Genomic DNA, 15,466 nt, shown 5'->3' on the forward strand with positions numbered 1-15,466 from the left:
ATGCCAGAAACCCTGCCTGCGGAGGTCGCTGAGGCGACACCCGCACATTTGCGTCGACGCTCCCGCGGAGTCTTTGCGGGACGTGGCGGTGTATGGGTGATCGGTTTGTCGGTGCTGGTTTCATTACTGGCACTGCTACCGATCGCCTACGTTATTGGTGTGTCCCTGCAAACCGGCTGGTCAACCGTTGTGACCCTGGTGTTCCGCCCTCGGGTCGGTGAACTGCTGGTCAACACCGTGCTGCTGGTGCTGCTGACGATTCCCTTGTGCGTCGCGCTGGGGGTGACGCTGGCGTGGCTCACGGAACGCACGAATCTGCCGGGGCGGCGCTGGTGGTCGTTGCTGGCCACCGCGCCGCTGGCAGTGCCTGCGTTCGTTCACAGCTACGCCTGGGTCAGCCTGGTGCCACCGATTCACGGCTTGTTTGCCGGTGTCCTGGTCTCGGTCATCGCCTACTTCCCGTTCCTGTATTTGCCGGTAGCGGCCACTTTGCGCCGGCTCGATCCGGCCATCGAAGACGTCGCCGAGTCCATGGGGCTCAAACCCTGGAAAGTGTTTTTCCGCGTTGTGTTGCCGCAATTGCGCCTGGCGATCTGCGGCGGCGCCTTGCTGGTCGGTCTGCACCTGCTGGCCGAGTATGGCCTGTACGCCATGATCCGCTTCGACACCTTTACCACCGCGATCTTCGATCAGTTCAAATCGACCTTCAACGGCGCAGCGGCGCACATGCTGGCCAGTGTGCTGGCGCTGTGTTGCCTGGCGATGTTGACGGCCGAATCCGCCGCCCGGGGTTCTGCGCGTTACGCCCGCGTCGGTTCGGGAAGCGCCCGGGAGCAACGGGTCGTACGCCTGAAACCGGTATCCACCCTGCTCTCGCTGACGCTGCAGATCATGACCTGCGCTCTGGCCCTTGGCGTGCCCTTGATCACCCTGGGCAAGTGGCTCATCGCCGGAGGCGTGGAAGTCTGGGACATGGCCGAATTGTTGCCAGCACTTGAGCAAACCCTGCTGCTGGGCATCGGGGGCGCGGCGCTGACCACCTGCGCGGCGATCCCGATTGCCTGGCTGTCGATCCGCTACCCCGGTCGACTGCAACGGGTGCTGGAAAGCTGCAACTACATCACCAGTTCCTTACCCGGCATTATCGTGGCGCTGGCACTGGTGACCGTCACGATCCACTTTGCCCGGCCGATATACCAGACCACCTTCACCGTGCTGCTGGCGTACCTGTTGATGTTCTTGCCCCGTGCCCTGGTGAGCCTGCGCGCGGGCATTGCCCAGGCCCCGGTGGAACTGGAAAACATCGCTCGCAGCCTTGGCCGCTCGCCAGCCCGGGCACTGTGGCTGATCACCTTGCGCCTGGCTGCCCCGGGGGCGGCCGCCGGCGCGGCGCTGGTGTTCCTGGCGATCACCAACGAATTGACCGCCACACTGCTGCTGGCCCCGAACGGCACGCGCACCCTGGCGACCGGGTTCTGGTCCTTGACCAGCGAAATCGATTACGCAGCCGCCGCGCCCTACGCCTTATTGATGGTTGTGCTGTCGCTTCCGTTGACCGGACTTCTTTATCACCAATCGAAAAAAACGGCTGGCCGATGAACACTCTTGAATTGAATGCCCTCTACAAGTCCTATGGCGCCCATTGCGCCCTGGACAACGTCAGCCTCTCGGTGCCCAGCGGCAGTCGCACGGTCATCGTAGGCCCCTCCGGCTCGGGCAAGACCACGTTGCTGCGGATGATTGCCGGTTTCGAGTTCCCCGATTCCGGACGCCTGTCGCTCAATGGCCAGACCCTGGTCGACGGCACCCACGAAGTGCCGGCCCATCAACGCCTGATCGGCTACGTGCCACAGGACGGCGCACTGTTCCCGCACATGACCGTGGCAGCGAACATCGGCTTCGGCCTGGCGACCAAGGGCACTGAAAAACAGCAGCGCGTTGCCGAACTGATGGACAGCGTTGCGCTGGACGCGAAGATGGCCGAGCGCTGGCCCCATGAATTGTCCGGTGGCCAGCAACAGCGCGTGGCCCTGGCCCGAGCCTTGGCGCAACAGCCACGACTGATGCTGCTGGACGAGCCGTTCTCGGCGCTCGATACCGGATTGCGCGCCGCCATGCGCAAGATGGTTGCACGGCTGCTGGAGGACGCGGGCGTCACCACCATTCTGGTCACCCATGACCAGAGTGAAGCCCTGTCGTTCGCCGACCAGTTGGCGGTGATGCGTCATGGCCGACTGGTCCAGTCAGGGCATCCGCTGGACCTTTACCGCTATCCCGAAGACGAGCAAACCGCGCTGTTCCTGGGGGATGCCGTGGTGATGCCCGCACGCATCGAGGCCGGTTGGGCCCACTGCGACCTGGGCCGGATCCCCGTCAACAACCACCGCAACAACAGTTCGGCGCAGATCATGCTGCGCCCCGAACAACTTCAACTGGCCAGCATCCTCCCCAGCGACCCGGAAGCCAGCGGTTGCCGGGCCGTGGTCACCGATCGGGATTTCAGCGGCAACACCTGCACGCTGACGGTGGAACTGCAGCCATTGACCCGTAACGCGCAGTCGGGCCGATCACTGCTGGTGCGCAGTTCAGGCATGTATGCACCACCCGCCGGCAGCTCGGTTCAAGTCTCGACCATCGGCCATGCCCATGTACTGAGCGAGGTGTGATCGTTCACAGATCGAATCGATCCACCGCTCGACGCCGCTCGTTGTCATCGCGCACATCGTAGTTGGCCGTGGTCTGGATATTGCTGTGGTGCGCCAGCTTCTGCGCAATCGACAAGTCATGCTCTTCGATCACCCGGGTGATGAATGAACGCCGGAAGTCGTGGGGCATGATTTTCACCCCGACCTGCGCGCCCCGTTGCCGGGCGATGTAGTAAATCGCGTGTTTGGTGATGCGCTCCCGGGTGATGTGGCTGCCACGGCGGATGCGGTTGAACAGGAACGGGTCGTCCGACTCGCCGTCCTTGAGCATCGAACGGCGCAGCTCGAGCCAGGCTTCAAGCTTGGCGAAGGCCCAGGCCGGTGCGTACTTGATCAACTGCTTGTTGCCCTTGGCCGTCACCCGCAGGCTGCGCTCGGTGAAGTCGACCTGGTTCAGCTCCAGGTTCACCGATTCGGATTTGCGCATCCCTGAACCGTACAAAATCCCGATGATCGCGGCATCCCGCAGGCCTTGCGGCCGCGGATCGGCAGCGCAGACCGCCATCAGTTCCTGGATCAGCGTACGCCTGAGATTGCGCCCCTGGGACAACCGTGTACCGGCCATGCCCTTCACCGTACGCATCTTCAACAGATGCTCCTGAGAGATCAGGCTCATGCGCCACGCTTCGTTCATCACCCCGCGCACCGCGTTGACATAGAGCGAAGACGTGTTCGGCGCATAGCCGTCCGAACGCAAGGTGGCCACCAACGCAATGACGTCCTCTGGCTGCAGATTGTGCCAGGGAATTTCCTCGATATCGTGGTCTTCGAAGCCCAAGCGGTCGGCGGCATCCTGCAGCACATAACGCATGGTCAGTTGGCTGGACGGCGCCAGTCGCGCCAGATACAGGGTCAGTGGATTGGTGAGGGGTGTGCGTGAATCAGATACAGGTAAGTCAATCAAACGAAACGGCCTTGAATTAAAACAGTTAAGTGAAACAACTAATAAGTAAAAAAACAATGATGTAAAGGCTATTTACGTTTACAGCCCCAGGGCTGCCCAAGAGTCAGGCATTTCTCCCTTTTTCCCGGCACGGTATCGGCGACGAGGAAATCGCTGTCGTAGAGCATGCCGCGGTTCTTCAAGCCTTGCGCCCGTTGCAGTACTGGGCAGCGTCGGCATTGTCCTGACGGTTGAAACGGCCGGATGTGGCTTTTTTCAACACGATAGACAAATTGAAATATGACCTTGCCTATCCTGACTCGGTTTTGATTATTCCTCAGGCGGCACCATGAGCCTGCTGTTGCTACTGGTCGCCTGTCTGCTGACCCGCCTGGAAAAGCCTTGGCGTGGCATTGCTCTTCCTCGGCGTCATAACCATCAATATCCCGACCTGCTCGTGCGCCTGAATCAAGGAGTGACCCATGAAAATCAGTGTATTTGGTAGCGGATATGTCGGCCTGGTGCAGGCAGCGGTATTGGCGGAAGTCGGCCACGACGTGGTCTGCATGGACGTTGACGAGAATAAAGTCGAACTGCTCCAACAGGGCCACGTGAGCATATTCGAACCCGGGCTGGCCAGCCTGGTACGCGAAGGCCTTGACGCCAGGCGGTTGCAGTTCACCAGCGACGAAAAGTTCGCCGTCCAGCACGGGCAGGTGCTGTTCATCGCCGTTGGCACTCCGTCCCGGGACGACGGCTCGGCGGACTTGCGCTACGTGATGTCGGTGGGCGACGCCGTGGCCCGTCATCGCGAGCAACCGGCGATCCTGGTGGAGAAGTCCACCGTCCCGGTCGGCACCGGCGATGCCTTGCGTGCACACATCGACAAATGCCTGATCAGCGTCGGGCGCGTATTGCAGTTCGATATCGTCTCCAATCCGGAATTCTTGAAAGAAGGTTCGGCCGTGGCCGACTGCCGACGCCCGGACCGTATCGTCATCGGCTGTGAACGCGAAGAAGTGCGTGAGGTGATGCGTGATCTGTACTCGCCCTTCAACCGCAACCATGAGCGCATCATGTTCATGGACCTGCGCAGCGCCGAGCTGACCAAGTACGCCGCCAACTGCATGCTGGCGACCAAGATCAGCTTCATCAACCAGATCGCAGAACTGGCCGAACACCTGGGTGCCGACATCGAATCGATACGCCTGGGCATCGGCGCCGACTCCCGCATCGGCTACCACTTCATCTACCCCGGTTGCGGCTACGGTGGCTCATGTTTCCCCAAGGACATGCGCGCCCTGATCCACAGCGCTGAACAGGCCCATTGCTCCAGCGACCTGCTGCAAGCGGTGGAAGCCATCAACGAGCGGCAGAAATACAAGCTGTTCGAGCGCATCAACGCGTTCTACAAGGGCGACTTGCGTGGCAGGACCTTTGCTCTGTGGGGCCTGGCATTCAAGCCAAACACCGACGACATGCGCGATGCGCCGAGCCGGGTGTTGCTCGAATCCTTGTGGGCCGCCGGAGCGAATGTCCGTGCGTTCGATCCGGAAGCCATGCAGGAAACCCAGAAGCTGTATCCCGATGAATCGAAGCTGATGCTCATGGGTACACCCGAGTCGGTCTTGTCCGGTGCCGATGCACTGATCATCTGCACCGAATGGCAACAGTTCAAGGCGCCGGACTTTCAGCTGATCCGGCAGCGGCTCAACGCACCGCTGATCTTCGACGGCCGCAACCTTTACGACACAGACCGTCTGGCACGCATCGGTTTCACCTACTTCCCGATCGGTCGGGGCGAGTCGAGCAAATTGCCGATTCCGTACCAGCAATGGTTTGCCGAGTCAGTGGTCGCCTGAACAGCCTGTTCCCTCACATCCGCCAACAGTCTCCCGCGCTGGGTCTGCACGGCCGTTGGTGCATTGCCGCCAGTGCTGAGCGGGCGGTTCGACAAGAATGATTTTGTGCTGCGGCACCTCAAGCAAATCCCGTAGCAACGACCGCGTGTCTGACTGCTAGAGTAGCGCTCACGATCGGGCTGATGCCGGCCCGATTGAATAAGGATATTCGCGCCGTGACCAGCTACTCCCCCCTCATCCGCCGCCTGTTGATCTGTTCGCTGACCATCGTCGTCAGCCGCGCCATCACCAGCCCTTTGCTCACGCTGTTCGTCAGCGACAAGCTGGGGCTCAACCAGCAGGACGTTGGCTTGCTGCTCGGCATTGCGGTGTTCGTCGCCACCCTGCTCTCCCTGTATGGCGGCTACATCATCGATCGCTTCGAAAAGCGCCGGTTGCTGATTCTCTCGATGGCGTCCAGCGCTGTCGGCCTGGTGCTGCTGACCTTTGCTGAAAACCTCTACCTGACTACCATCACCCTGATCGTCACCGAAACCGCTTCATCGCTGTTCCTCATCGGTTCGAAAGCGATCCTCAGCGACAACCTCCCGGTGGGTCAACGCGCCAAGGCGTTTTCCCTGAGCTATACACTGACCAACATTGGCTACGCTGTCGGGCCGATGCTCGGCGTGCTGATTGCCGGGGCCTTTGCCAGTGCCCCCTTCCTGATCGCTGCGGCCATCGCTTTTTTCAGTATTTTCCTGATGACCGGGATCGCGAAGGACCCGGCGCGCTCGCCTGTCGGCGGCCAGGGGCAGAGTTTCCTCAAAACCCTGATCACCCTGAAAAACGACCGCACCCTGATCCTGTTCACCGCCGGCTGCCTGCTCAGTACCGTGGTGCACGGGCGATTTACCTTTTACCTGTCGCAGTACCTGCTGGTGACCAGCAATCCCCAACACACCATGGAAATCATGGCCGCCCTGCTCGCCTGCAACGCCATCAGTGTGATCTTGCTGCAATACCAGATCGGGCGTTTTCTCAAGCGCGAGCAACTGCGCCAATGGATCATGGCCGGCACCGGCCTGTTCATCCTCGGGCTGATCGGTTTCAGCCTGGCGGACAGCCTGGTGAGCTGGTGCGTGGCGATGTTCGTCTTCACCCTCGGTGAAATCATCATTTACCCGGCCGAGTTTCTCTTCGTCGACACCCTGGCGCCGGAAGAACTGCGGGGCAGCTACTACGGCGCGCAAAACCTTGCTGCCCTTGGCGGTGCGTTGAGCCCGGTGATTTGCGGCTTCATGCTGATGCACACCCCGGCGCCGACGATGTTTTATGCCTTGAGTGCACTCGCGGCCCTGGGTGGTTTGCTGTGCTACACAAGCGGTCGACGGAGCAAATTACAGCAAAATTAATGCACTGAAAGCTCATTAATATGAATTTGTCAGTAGCAGGATTGGACGGCACACTGTGCGCGTTCCTCCCCCAACAGTTGGAACAACTTCAAGGGCTTTCTGGGTTCCCCAGCCAAGCCCTTTTTTTTGCCTGGATTTTCTGCCGGAGTCTTCTCGAAATGCTTGCTCGCTGGTTGCCCGCCGCCATCAACACCCGCCCCACCGAATGGAGCCGCGCCGCCATCGGCATGGCCCTGGGGACACTGATGAGCGTGTGGCTCTGTAGCCAGGTGTTCGGCATTGAGGTGGCCCAGCACCTGATCGGCCCGCTGGGGGCGTCGGCGGTGCTGTTGTTTGCCGTGTCTTCGGGCGCGCTCGCCCAGCCCTGGTCGATTCTCGGTGGTTACTTGAGCGCCGGTGTGATTGCCCTGCTGGTGGCCCATGTGTTGGGCCGGACCCTGGGTAGCGCTTGCCTGGCGGCGGGCATGGCGTTGATCCTGATGTGCTGGCTGCGGTGCCTGCATCCACCGGCCGGTGCGTTGGCCCTGACCCTGGTGCTGGCCGATCCGGCAACCATTGCCATGGACTGGAAAGCCATTGGGCCGGTGATGCTCAGCGCGGCGACGATGCTGCTGTGCGCCCTGGCCTACAACAACCTGACCCGCGTTCGTTACCCCAAGAGCGCCAGCGAGCCCGCGGCCAGGATTCCTGCCGATCACCCGCCGGTCGACCGTCAGGCCATCACCGCCGAAGACCTGAAACTGGCGTTGGCCGACATGGAAGCGTTCTATGACGTGCCCCCCGAAGACCTTGAACAATTGATCCAGGCCAGCGAACTGCACGCCAAACGCCGCAGCGTTGGCGAAGTGTTCGCCCCACGATTGTAAGTCGCTGTTCTGGAGGTTCTTTTGCCGTGGCCGGGCGGTTCTGGCATCCTGCGCCTCCATTTTCTGACCCGGCCCGCCTTCTGGCACGCAAACCACCATGACCGCCTCCGAAAAAGCCCCCGCTCCACGCCACAGCGACCTGATCTACGGCCTCGATGACCGCCCGCATCTGACCGCCACCGTCTTCGCCGCCCTGCAACACGTGCTGGCAAGTTTCGTCGGCATCATCACCCCGACGCTGATCATGGGCAGCGCCCTGGGCCTGCAAAGTGAAATTCCTTACTTGATCAGCATGGCGCTGTTCGTCTCCGGCCTGGGCACCTTCGTGCAGGCGCGGCGCTTCGGCCCGGTGGGCTCTGGCCTGCTGTGCCTGCAAGGCACCAGTTTCTCGTTCATCAGCGTGATTCTCAGCGCCGGCTTCATGGTCAAGGCTCGTGGTGGCGGTACCGATGAGATTCTCTCGACCATTTTCGGCGTGTGTTTTTTTGCCGCGTTCATCGAGGTGGTGTTGAGCCAGTTCATCGGCAAATTGCGCATGCTGATCACCCCGGTGGTGACCGGCACGATCATCACGCTGATGGGCTTGTCGCTGATCAAGGTGGCGATGACCGACATCGCCGGCGGCTTCGGCGCCCCTGACCTGGGAGCGGCCAGTCACCTGGCCCTGGCGGCGCTGGTGCTGGGAACCATCGTAGTGTTGAACCGGGTGGATGTGCCGTTTCTGCGCCTGGGGGCGATTGTCATCGGCCTGACCCTGGGCTACGGGGTGGCATGGCTCATGGGCCAGGTGGATTTCAACAGCCTGCCCGAAGTGCCGCTGATGAGCGTACCGGTGCCGTTCAAATACGGGTTCTCCTTCGATTGGGTGGCGTTCATTCCGGTGGCGGTGATTTTCCTCGTGTCGCCGCTGGAGGCCGCCGGTGACCTCACCGCCAACTCGATGATCTCCCGGCAACCGGTCAAAGGCCCGGTGTACATTCGACGGATCAAGTCCGGCCTGCTCGCCGATGGCCTCAACTCGGCCATGGCCGCGGTGTTCAACAGCATGCCGATGGTGACCTTCGCCCAGAACAACGGGGTGATCCAGCTCACCGGCGTGGCCAGCCGCTACGTGGCGTTTTTCATTGCCGGATTGCTGGTGGTGCTTGGCCTGTTCCCGATGATCGGCGCGGTACTGCAACTGATGCCGAAACCGGTGCTCGGTGGCGCGGAACTGGTGATGTTCGGCACCGTCGCCGTGGCCGGGATCAAGATTCTCGCCGAAGCCGGCCTGCATCGGCGCAACATGCTGATCGTGGCGATCTCCATCGGCATGGGCCTGGGCGTGGCCGCCGTGCCGGAAGTCTTGCGTGAACTGCCCAAGGCCCTGCACAACATTTTCGAATCGCCCATCACCGTCGGCGCGCTGTGCGCTATCGTTCTTAATATCTTCCTGCCCGAGGAGTTCATCGAGCTGGAGGAGGACGAATTCGATCCGGAAGCCTCCGTGCTTCAGGTGATGCAGAACCCCGATGTGACCGCCAGGGATGAGCCCGCAAAGGCTGCGGTGGTTGCACAGTCGAACCACTAGTCGGGCTCAAGGGCTGAGCCGCTGGCGGTTCAGCCTTTTTCAGATGAGAGCACGTCCATGCGCAGCCTCTACGCGGTCCTGATTTCCCTCCTGCTTTGTCTGAGCGCCTGTTCCTCGCTGCCCAATCGAGACCCGTTGAAAATCAACGTCGTAGATGTCGAACCCCTGCAAGGCGAAGGCATGGAAGTGCGCTTTGCCGTGAGAATCCGCGTGCAGAACCCCAATGACTACACCCTCACCTACAGCGGCGTTGCCCTGGACCTGGACATCAACGGCCAGCCCTTCGCCTCTGGCGTCACCGATGAGAGGGGTACGATCGGGCGCTTTTCCGACACCATCGTCAGCGTACCGGTCAGCGTTTCGGCGTTTTCGGTGATCCGCCAGACCTATGGCATCAGCCAGATGGAAACCCTCAACAACATGCCTTATGTCCTTCGCGGCAAGCTCTCGGGTGGGGTGTTCAACACGAAGCGTTTCGTGGACAGTGGCACGCTCAATCTGCCTGGACCGACCACTGGCAGCCGTTAAACGCCTTGGATGAATTGGCTGTTGCGCCGCTGAATTCACTCGGTGTCATTGAGAATCAGGCTGCGGTAATGCCCCGGATTTGACCCCGACCATTTGCGAAACGCCTTGTAGAACGAACTGACGTCAGCGAACCCGAGCCGCGTGGCGATTTCGCTGAAGCTGATCGTGGGTTCCGCCAGCCAGACAATCGCCAACTCCTTGCGCACGCTGTCCTTGAGGCCTTGATAGGTTTGCCCTTCTTCGGCCAGTCGGCGGCGCAAGGTTGAAGCCGACATGCACAGGCGTTGCGCCAGGGCTTCGGTTTCCGGCCAGTGTTCGGCCGGCAGGTGGCGCAGGTCGTGTTTGATGCGGCTGGCCAGGCTCTGCGGATCGCGGTACTTCACCAGAATGTTCGCCGGCGCACGGGCCAGGAATCGCTCGAGTTCTTCAGGGCTGCGCTTGATGGGCAGGTCCAGGCAATCGGCGGAGAAAATCATCCGGGTGCGTGGGCGGTCGAAGCGCAGGTTCTCGGAAAACATCACCTGATAGTCATCGCAGAAATCCGGCCTGGAACAGCGCAGCTCGATGGCAAGGATCGGAATCCGCCGTCCTGCCAGCCAGCAGGCAACGCCGTGCACGATCATCCAGTAAGTGAAATAAGTGAAGGCCCGGCGCGGGTCCTTGTCATCCTCCAGCAGGACGATTTCCGCCAGGCTTTGCTGACGCACCAACTGCGCCGGCAAGTACTCGAGGATCAACGACAGAAACGCCAGGCCGCTGGCCACTCCCGCCGCTACGTTGGGCTGGAGCATGGCGCTGCGGCAAAGGAACGCAAAGCTGCCGGACTTGAGTTTGCGTGGGTCCATGCCAAAGAACTCATCATCCCCGCGCCGTGCCAGCAACCGCCACAGGCGCGCATAAGCCGTGGCCGGAACGCGGGCGTCGGTGCTGCCCAACAGTTGCGGGTCGATGCCGACCTTGATCAACACCTCGTCCGTGGCGATTCCTGGCGCGCAGCTTTGCAACAGTGCTTCACGCACCAGTTGAATGGAGATGGTGTCTTTTTCCGACATGGATCGCGGCAAGCCCTGTTCTTGTTCGAGTGGGGGGCATATTAGCTGAAACAGTATCCCTGTTGATTGATCCACCGCTATCGCGAGCAAGCTCGCTCCCACACTGGATCTGCGTTGTTCACAAATGCTGTGAACACCCGGATTCCTGTGGGAGCGAGCTTGCTCGCGATAGCTTTTCTGAATTCACAGAATGCGGTAGAGCAACCGTTCGATCCGCACACGACTCACGCGCTTGAGGAACTTGGCCACGCCCGCCGGGTATTCGGCCAGGGTTTCCAGGTTCTGGAAGTGCTCGATTCGCCGGGTGTGCTGGAAGATCTCCGCCAGCTCTTTGCCACGCGATTCCAGCAGTTCGCCATGGGGATCATCGAGCAACAAGGCGTTTTCCAGATCGAGTCGAAACGCTCGCGGGTTGAGGTTGTTACCGGTCAGCAAGGTATAGCGCCGGTCGATCCACATGCCCTTGAGGTGGTAGGTGTTGTCACCGTCACGCCACAGATGCAGGTTCAACTGCCCGCTGTCGATGTTGCGCTGATGACGCTTGGCAAACCGGCGCAAGCTGATTTCGTACAGGTACGGCAGCGCCGAAATGACCCGGAACGGTTCGCTCGGCGGAATGTAGAAGTCGTTGGCCGTCTTGTCGCCGACCACGATGTCGATCTTCACCCCGCGGGCCAGCGCGCGGTTGATCTCGCGGATGATCGCCAGCGGCAGGTTGAAGTACGGTGTGCAAATGGTCAGTTGCTGCTGGGCGCTGGCGATCAGTTCGCAGATCACCCGGTTCAGCGGATTGTTCTTGCCGACGCCGAGCAGCGGGCTGACGGACAAACCGGTCCTGTCGGTGGTGCCCTGCGTGGTGTCGTACGCCGCGTGCTTGAGGCGGCTGCGCAGGTCACCGATGTCATTGCGCAGGCTGCGGGTGGTCGGCAGGTTTGGCAGGTCGAGGCGGTGCACCGCTTTGGAAGCCACCAGGCCGTGCTGCACCAGATGTTGCATCGAATCGGCCAGTTCACGATTGTGCAGCAGGTGATAGCGGTCGTAGCGGTACTTGTCGAACTTGTGCAGATACACGTTGTTCAGGCTCGCACCGCTGTAGATCACGCAGTCATCGATCACGAAGCCTTTAAGGTGCAACACACCGAACAGTTCGCGGGTTTGTACCGGGACGCCGTAGATCGGCACTTCGCTGGCATGGGTGCGGGTCATTTCCTGATACCAGGCGGAGTTGCCCGGTTGCTTGCCGGCACCGATCAGGCCGCGCTGGGCGCGCAGCCAGTCGACGACCACCACCACGTCCAGTTCCGGACGCGCCAGTTTGGCAGCGTGCAAGGCATCGAGAATTTCCTGGCCGGCTTCATCCTGTTGCAGGTACAACGCAACGATGTAGATGCGCCGGGTCGCGCTGGCGATTTTCTCCAGCAAGCAACGACGGAATTCGGCAGCGCCGCAAAGGACGCCAACGGCATCGGCCGTCAGCGGAAAACTGCGCAACTTGGGCAGCAGGGAGCGTTTGAAAAGCGACGGCATAGGGCTCGCAATGGGTCGAATCCGAAGAATCCAAGAGCTTACACCATCGATGGGTTCGGGTCTTGTTACTGTCTGTAATGCCCTCTTCGCGAGCAAGCTCGCTCCCACAGGGGAACGCATTTCAAATGTGGGAGCGGGCTTGCTCGCGAAGGTAATTTGTCAGGCGGCGCAAAAACAAATTGACCATGGAGAACGATCGTTCTACTGTTTGCAGCATGAACGAAATCACTAGCAACGACACACGCGACATCATTCTGGATGTCACCGAAAAGTTGATCTACAAAAGTGGCATAGCCGCCACTGGCATGGATCTTCTGGTGAAAACCGCCGGCGTCTCCAGAAAAAGCATCTACCGCTACTTCGCCAACAAGGACGAACTGGTGGTGGCCGCCCTGCAACGCCGGGACCAGCGCTGGATGCACTGGTACAGAGGCGCAGTCGGCCAGGCACAAACCCCGGCCGAGCGACTGCTCAACCTGTTTACCGTACTCAAATCGTGGTTCGCCTCCGACGGTTTCCGCGGCTGCGCGTTCATCAACACCAGTGGCGAAACCGGCGACCCGCAAGACCCGGTGCGCCTGCTCGCCAAAGAGCATAAACAGAAGCTGCTCGACTACGTGTGCGAGCTGTGTACCGAACATGGCGCCGAGGATCCGCAGTTGCTGGCCAAACAGCTGCTGATCCTGATCGACGGTGCCATTACCGTGGCGCTTGTCATGGGTGATCACAGTGCCGCCGATAATGCGCAATGCATGGCGCGAAAGTTATTGGACCTGTAGCAACCTGATCAAGCTCGACTGTTGTTTTAACTTTAACTTGATACGGAGACTTTAAATGTCTAATGCCGAAGTTCGTCCGCCATTACCCCCTTTCACCCGTGAATCGGCCATTGAAAAAGTTCGCCTGGCCGAAGACGGCTGGAACTCCCGGGACCCGGAGCGGGTGTCCCTGGCCTATACCCTGGACACTAAGTGGCGCAATCGCGCCGAGTTCGCCTATAACCGCGAAGAAGCCAAAGGCTTCCTGACCCGCAAGTGGGCCAAGGAGCTTGATTATCGGTTGATCAAGGAGCTGTGGGCGTTCACCGACAACCGAATTGCCGTGCGTTATGCCTATGAATGGCATGACGACTCGGGCAACTGGTTCCGCTCCTACGGCAACGAAAACTGGGAGTTCAACGAGGACGGCCTGATGGCCCGCCGCTTCGCCTGCATCAACGACATGCCGATCAAGGAAAGCGAGCGCAAGTTCCACTGGCCGCTGGGGCGTCGTCCTGACGATCATCCGAGTTTGTCGGATCTGGGCTTGTAATTCAGCTTCACGTTAAACCCTGTGGGAGCGAGCTTGCTCGCGATAGCGGTTGTACATTCAACAGATCTGTTGCCTGTCACACCGCCATCGCGAGCAAGCTCGCTCCCACATTGGTTTTGTGTTGTACAGATGAGTAAGATGCTGCCCTTCCCCGCAGCCTCTTTCTGCACCCGCCGAATAAGCCGATCCCATGCCTTTCGAACTCAGCGTTGACCTCTCCACCCTGGCCATCCTGGCCTTAGTCGCTTTTGTTGCCGGTTTCATCGACGCCATCGCCGGTGGCGGTGGGCTGTTGACCACCCCGGCCTTGTTGACCGCCGGCCTGCCGCCGCATCTGGTGCTGGGCACCAACAAACTCAGCTCGACCTTCGGCTCGGCCATCGCCAGCTTCACCTTCTACCGCCGCAAGCTGTTCCACCCCGCGCAATGGATTCATGCCATCGTCGGCACCCTGGTCGGAGCGCTGACCGGTGCCGTGGTCGCGCATTACCTGCCGGCGGAATGGCTGAACAAGATGCTGCCGGTGATCGTCTTCGCTTGCGGTGTCTATCTATTGTTTGGCGGCACGCCAAAAGCGCCACTGGACAGCGAGGCACCGATCAAGAAAAAGTGGCAGTCGACCCAAGGCTTCAGCCTCGGCTTCTATGACGGTGTGGCGGGTCCCGGCACGGGCGCGTTCTGGACCGTGAGCAGCCTGCTGCTCTACCCCATCGATCTGGTGAAAGCCAGCGGTGTGGCACGCAGCATGAACTTCGTCAGCAACGCGGCGGCGCTGTCGATCTTCATCTTTTCCGGTCAGGTGGACTGGATCATCGGCCTGTGCATGGGCTTGTCGTTGATGGTCGGCGCCTTCTTCGGCGCCCGCACCGCCATCAGCGGCGGCGCGAAATTCATTCGTCCGGTGTTCATCACCGTGGTGCTGGGCCTGACCGTGCGCCTAGCCTGGCAGCACTGGTTCAGCGTGGCCTAAACGCCGCGCCACGTAGACGTCGATCAGGTAACGGGCAATCGAGCGTGACGCCGGCAACGGCGGCAGCTCGTGCACGTTGAACCACTGGGCGTCCTCGATCTCGTCTTCCTGACAGACGATCTCGCCACCGGCATATTCGGCGTGAAAACCGAGCATCATCGAGTGCGGGAACGGCCAGCACTGGCTGCCCATGTACTGGATGTTCCTGACCTCGATGCTCACCTCTTCTCGAACTTCGCGAATCAGGCAGTCCTCGGCCGATTCGCCCGGCTCGGCAAACCCGGCCAGGGTGCTGTAGACACCGCTGACAAAACGCGGTGAGCGCGCCAACAGCACTTCATCGCCTCGGGTCACCAGTACGATCATGCTCGGCGAAATCCGTGGGTAGCTGCGCAGATCGCACGGCAGACAATACATCGCCCGTTCGCGTGGCACCTGGGTCATGGCCTGACCGCAGTTACCGCAATAGCGGTGTTCACGGGCCCAGGTGCCGATCTGTGCGGCGTAACCGAGCATCTTGTAGAGCGTGTGATCGCCTTCGAGCATGAACGCCCGCAGGCCTTTCCAGTTGCAACCCGACACTTCGCTGTGACTGCGCAACTCCAGCAGATAGACCGGCTCGCCATCGAGATGACCGATGCCATGCTCGGCAAGAATCGACAGGTCCTGGCGCTTGAGCCATTCGCGAGCGAACAGTGCGCCGTTGTCATCGAACAGAAAGCCTTCGGGGCTGCGCGCGATGGCCCAGCCGCCGGGTTGATCGGTGTCCAGTACTGCGGTGGTCCAGCGAGGAATCAT

At 60.7% G+C, this 15,466-nt stretch carries 15 protein-coding genes; 11 read left to right on the forward strand and 4 right to left on the reverse strand.

All coding sequences use genetic code 11. From position 1 onward, the window contains the following. Together AC1Q6Y_RS09260 and AC1Q6Y_RS09265 are read left to right on the forward strand one after the other, a co-directional pair. On the forward strand, window positions 1-1,599 hold the full coding sequence (locus AC1Q6Y_RS09260) for an ABC transporter permease (protein ID WP_492624436.1): 1,599 nt from the start codon (window positions 1-3) through the stop codon (window positions 1,597-1,599). Further along, on the forward strand, window positions 1,596-2,666 hold the full coding sequence (locus AC1Q6Y_RS09265) for an ABC transporter ATP-binding protein (protein ID WP_057714941.1): 1,071 nt from the start codon (window positions 1,596-1,598) through the stop codon (window positions 2,664-2,666). Before AC1Q6Y_RS09260 ends, AC1Q6Y_RS09265 begins: the two co-directional genes overlap by 4 nt. A 4-nt stretch (window positions 2,667-2,670) precedes the next feature. On the opposite strand, the gene AC1Q6Y_RS09270 is transcribed toward AC1Q6Y_RS09265, so the two are convergent. Further along, entirely contained in the window at window positions 2,671-3,609 is a 939-nt protein-coding gene (locus AC1Q6Y_RS09270) for a site-specific integrase (RefSeq protein ID WP_057714942.1), read from the reverse strand. 328 nt (window positions 3,610-3,937) lie between these two features. Between AC1Q6Y_RS09270 and AC1Q6Y_RS09275 the strand changes: the two genes are divergently transcribed. From AC1Q6Y_RS09275 to AC1Q6Y_RS09300, 6 genes are all read left to right on the forward strand, one after another. Next, window positions 3,938-4,093 (forward strand): hypothetical protein, encoded by a 156-nt coding sequence (locus AC1Q6Y_RS09275; protein WP_223502226.1) that lies wholly within the window; start codon window positions 3,938-3,940, stop codon window positions 4,091-4,093. Continuing rightward, complete coding sequence (locus AC1Q6Y_RS09280) at window positions 4,071-5,450, forward strand: UDP-glucose dehydrogenase family protein (protein ID WP_057714943.1); 1,380 nt, start codon at window positions 4,071-4,073, stop codon at window positions 5,448-5,450. Before AC1Q6Y_RS09275 ends, AC1Q6Y_RS09280 begins: the two co-directional genes overlap by 23 nt. A 182-nt stretch (window positions 5,451-5,632) precedes the next feature. Continuing rightward, on the forward strand, window positions 5,633-6,844 hold the full coding sequence (locus tag AC1Q6Y_RS09285; RefSeq protein WP_492624437.1) for an MFS transporter: 1,212 nt from the start codon (window positions 5,633-5,635) through the stop codon (window positions 6,842-6,844). Window positions 6,845-7,002: 158 nt separating this feature from the next. Further along, a complete protein-coding gene (locus AC1Q6Y_RS09290; RefSeq protein ID WP_492624438.1) occupies window positions 7,003-7,710 on the forward strand; it encodes an HPP family protein in 708 nt (235 codons plus the stop codon). A gap of 97 nt (window positions 7,711-7,807) precedes the next feature. Next, a complete protein-coding gene (locus AC1Q6Y_RS09295; RefSeq protein WP_150813227.1) occupies window positions 7,808-9,280 on the forward strand; it encodes a nucleobase:cation symporter-2 family protein in 1,473 nt (490 codons plus the stop codon). A 57-nt stretch (window positions 9,281-9,337) separates the two neighbouring features. Then, window positions 9,338-9,808: an LEA/WHy family protein gene (locus tag AC1Q6Y_RS09300; RefSeq protein ID WP_492624439.1), complete on the forward strand. Its 471-nt coding sequence runs from the start codon at window positions 9,338-9,340 to the stop codon at window positions 9,806-9,808. A gap of 35 nt (window positions 9,809-9,843) precedes the next feature. Here AC1Q6Y_RS09300 and AC1Q6Y_RS09305 read toward each other — a convergent pair whose 3' ends face one another. Together AC1Q6Y_RS09305 and pssA are read right to left on the reverse strand one after the other, a co-directional pair. Continuing rightward, window positions 9,844-10,860 carry an AraC family transcriptional regulator gene (locus tag AC1Q6Y_RS09305; RefSeq protein WP_150813258.1) on the reverse strand — a complete coding sequence of 339 codons (1,017 nt, stop codon included), beginning with the start codon at window positions 10,858-10,860 and terminating at the stop codon, window positions 9,844-9,846. 183 nt (window positions 10,861-11,043) lie between these two features. Then, window positions 11,044-12,387 (reverse strand): CDP-diacylglycerol--serine O-phosphatidyltransferase, encoded by a 1,344-nt coding sequence (gene pssA / locus AC1Q6Y_RS09310; protein ID WP_407515414.1) that lies wholly within the window; start codon window positions 12,385-12,387, stop codon window positions 11,044-11,046. 215 nt (window positions 12,388-12,602) lie between these two features. Between pssA and AC1Q6Y_RS09315 the strand changes: the two genes are divergently transcribed. From AC1Q6Y_RS09315 to AC1Q6Y_RS09325, 3 genes are all read left to right on the forward strand, one after another. Then, window positions 12,603-13,166, forward strand: a complete 564-nt coding sequence (locus tag AC1Q6Y_RS09315; protein ID WP_090455074.1) for a TetR/AcrR family transcriptional regulator — start codon at window positions 12,603-12,605, stop codon at window positions 13,164-13,166. A 55-nt stretch (window positions 13,167-13,221) separates the two neighbouring features. Next, window positions 13,222-13,698 carry a nuclear transport factor 2 family protein gene (locus tag AC1Q6Y_RS09320; protein WP_020799197.1) on the forward strand — a complete coding sequence of 159 codons (477 nt, stop codon included), beginning with the start codon at window positions 13,222-13,224 and terminating at the stop codon, window positions 13,696-13,698. Window positions 13,699-13,888: 190 nt separating this feature from the next. After that, entirely contained in the window at window positions 13,889-14,668 is a 780-nt protein-coding gene (locus AC1Q6Y_RS09325) for a TSUP family transporter (RefSeq protein WP_057714950.1), read from the forward strand. Here the strand turns inward: AC1Q6Y_RS09325 and nudC are convergent. Then, a complete protein-coding gene (nudC, locus tag AC1Q6Y_RS09330; protein WP_492624440.1) occupies window positions 14,636-15,466 on the reverse strand; it encodes an NAD(+) diphosphatase in 831 nt (276 codons plus the stop codon). The genes AC1Q6Y_RS09325 and nudC overlap by 33 nt on opposite strands.

The sequence above is a fragment of the Pseudomonas sp. GW823-FHT06E10 genome (assembly GCF_058794995.1).

What these genes read in the sequence shown, in the direction of transcription:
- AC1Q6Y_RS09260 (WP_492624436.1), top strand. Translation starts at nt 1, where the DNA reads ATGCCAGAAACCCTGCCTGCGGAGGTCGCTGAGGCGACACCCGCACAT.
- AC1Q6Y_RS09265 (WP_057714941.1), top strand. Translation starts at nt 1,596, where the DNA reads ATGAACACTCTTGAATTGAATGCCCTCTACAAGTCCTATGGCGCCCAT.
- AC1Q6Y_RS09275 (WP_223502226.1), top strand. Translation starts at nt 3,938, where the DNA reads ATGAGCCTGCTGTTGCTACTGGTCGCCTGTCTGCTGACCCGCCTGGAA.
- AC1Q6Y_RS09280 (WP_057714943.1), top strand. Translation starts at nt 4,071, where the DNA reads ATGAAAATCAGTGTATTTGGTAGCGGATATGTCGGCCTGGTGCAGGCA.
- AC1Q6Y_RS09285 (WP_492624437.1), top strand. Translation starts at nt 5,633, where the DNA reads ATGCCGGCCCGATTGAATAAGGATATTCGCGCCGTGACCAGCTACTCC.
- AC1Q6Y_RS09290 (WP_492624438.1), top strand. Translation starts at nt 7,003, where the DNA reads ATGCTTGCTCGCTGGTTGCCCGCCGCCATCAACACCCGCCCCACCGAA.
- AC1Q6Y_RS09295 (WP_150813227.1), top strand. Translation starts at nt 7,808, where the DNA reads ATGACCGCCTCCGAAAAAGCCCCCGCTCCACGCCACAGCGACCTGATC.
- AC1Q6Y_RS09300 (WP_492624439.1), top strand. Translation starts at nt 9,338, where the DNA reads ATGCGCAGCCTCTACGCGGTCCTGATTTCCCTCCTGCTTTGTCTGAGC.
- AC1Q6Y_RS09305 (WP_150813258.1), bottom strand. Translation starts at nt 10,860, where the DNA reads ATGTCGGAAAAAGACACCATCTCCATTCAACTGGTGCGTGAAGCACTG.
- pssA (WP_407515414.1), bottom strand. Translation starts at nt 12,387, where the DNA reads ATGCCGTCGCTTTTCAAACGCTCCCTGCTGCCCAAGTTGCGCAGTTTT.
- AC1Q6Y_RS09315 (WP_090455074.1), top strand. Translation starts at nt 12,603, where the DNA reads ATGAACGAAATCACTAGCAACGACACACGCGACATCATTCTGGATGTC.
- AC1Q6Y_RS09320 (WP_020799197.1), top strand. Translation starts at nt 13,222, where the DNA reads ATGTCTAATGCCGAAGTTCGTCCGCCATTACCCCCTTTCACCCGTGAA.
- AC1Q6Y_RS09325 (WP_057714950.1), top strand. Translation starts at nt 13,889, where the DNA reads ATGCCTTTCGAACTCAGCGTTGACCTCTCCACCCTGGCCATCCTGGCC.
- nudC (WP_492624440.1), bottom strand. Translation starts at nt 15,466, where the DNA reads ATGATTCCTCGCTGGACCACCGCAGTACTGGACACCGATCAACCCGGC.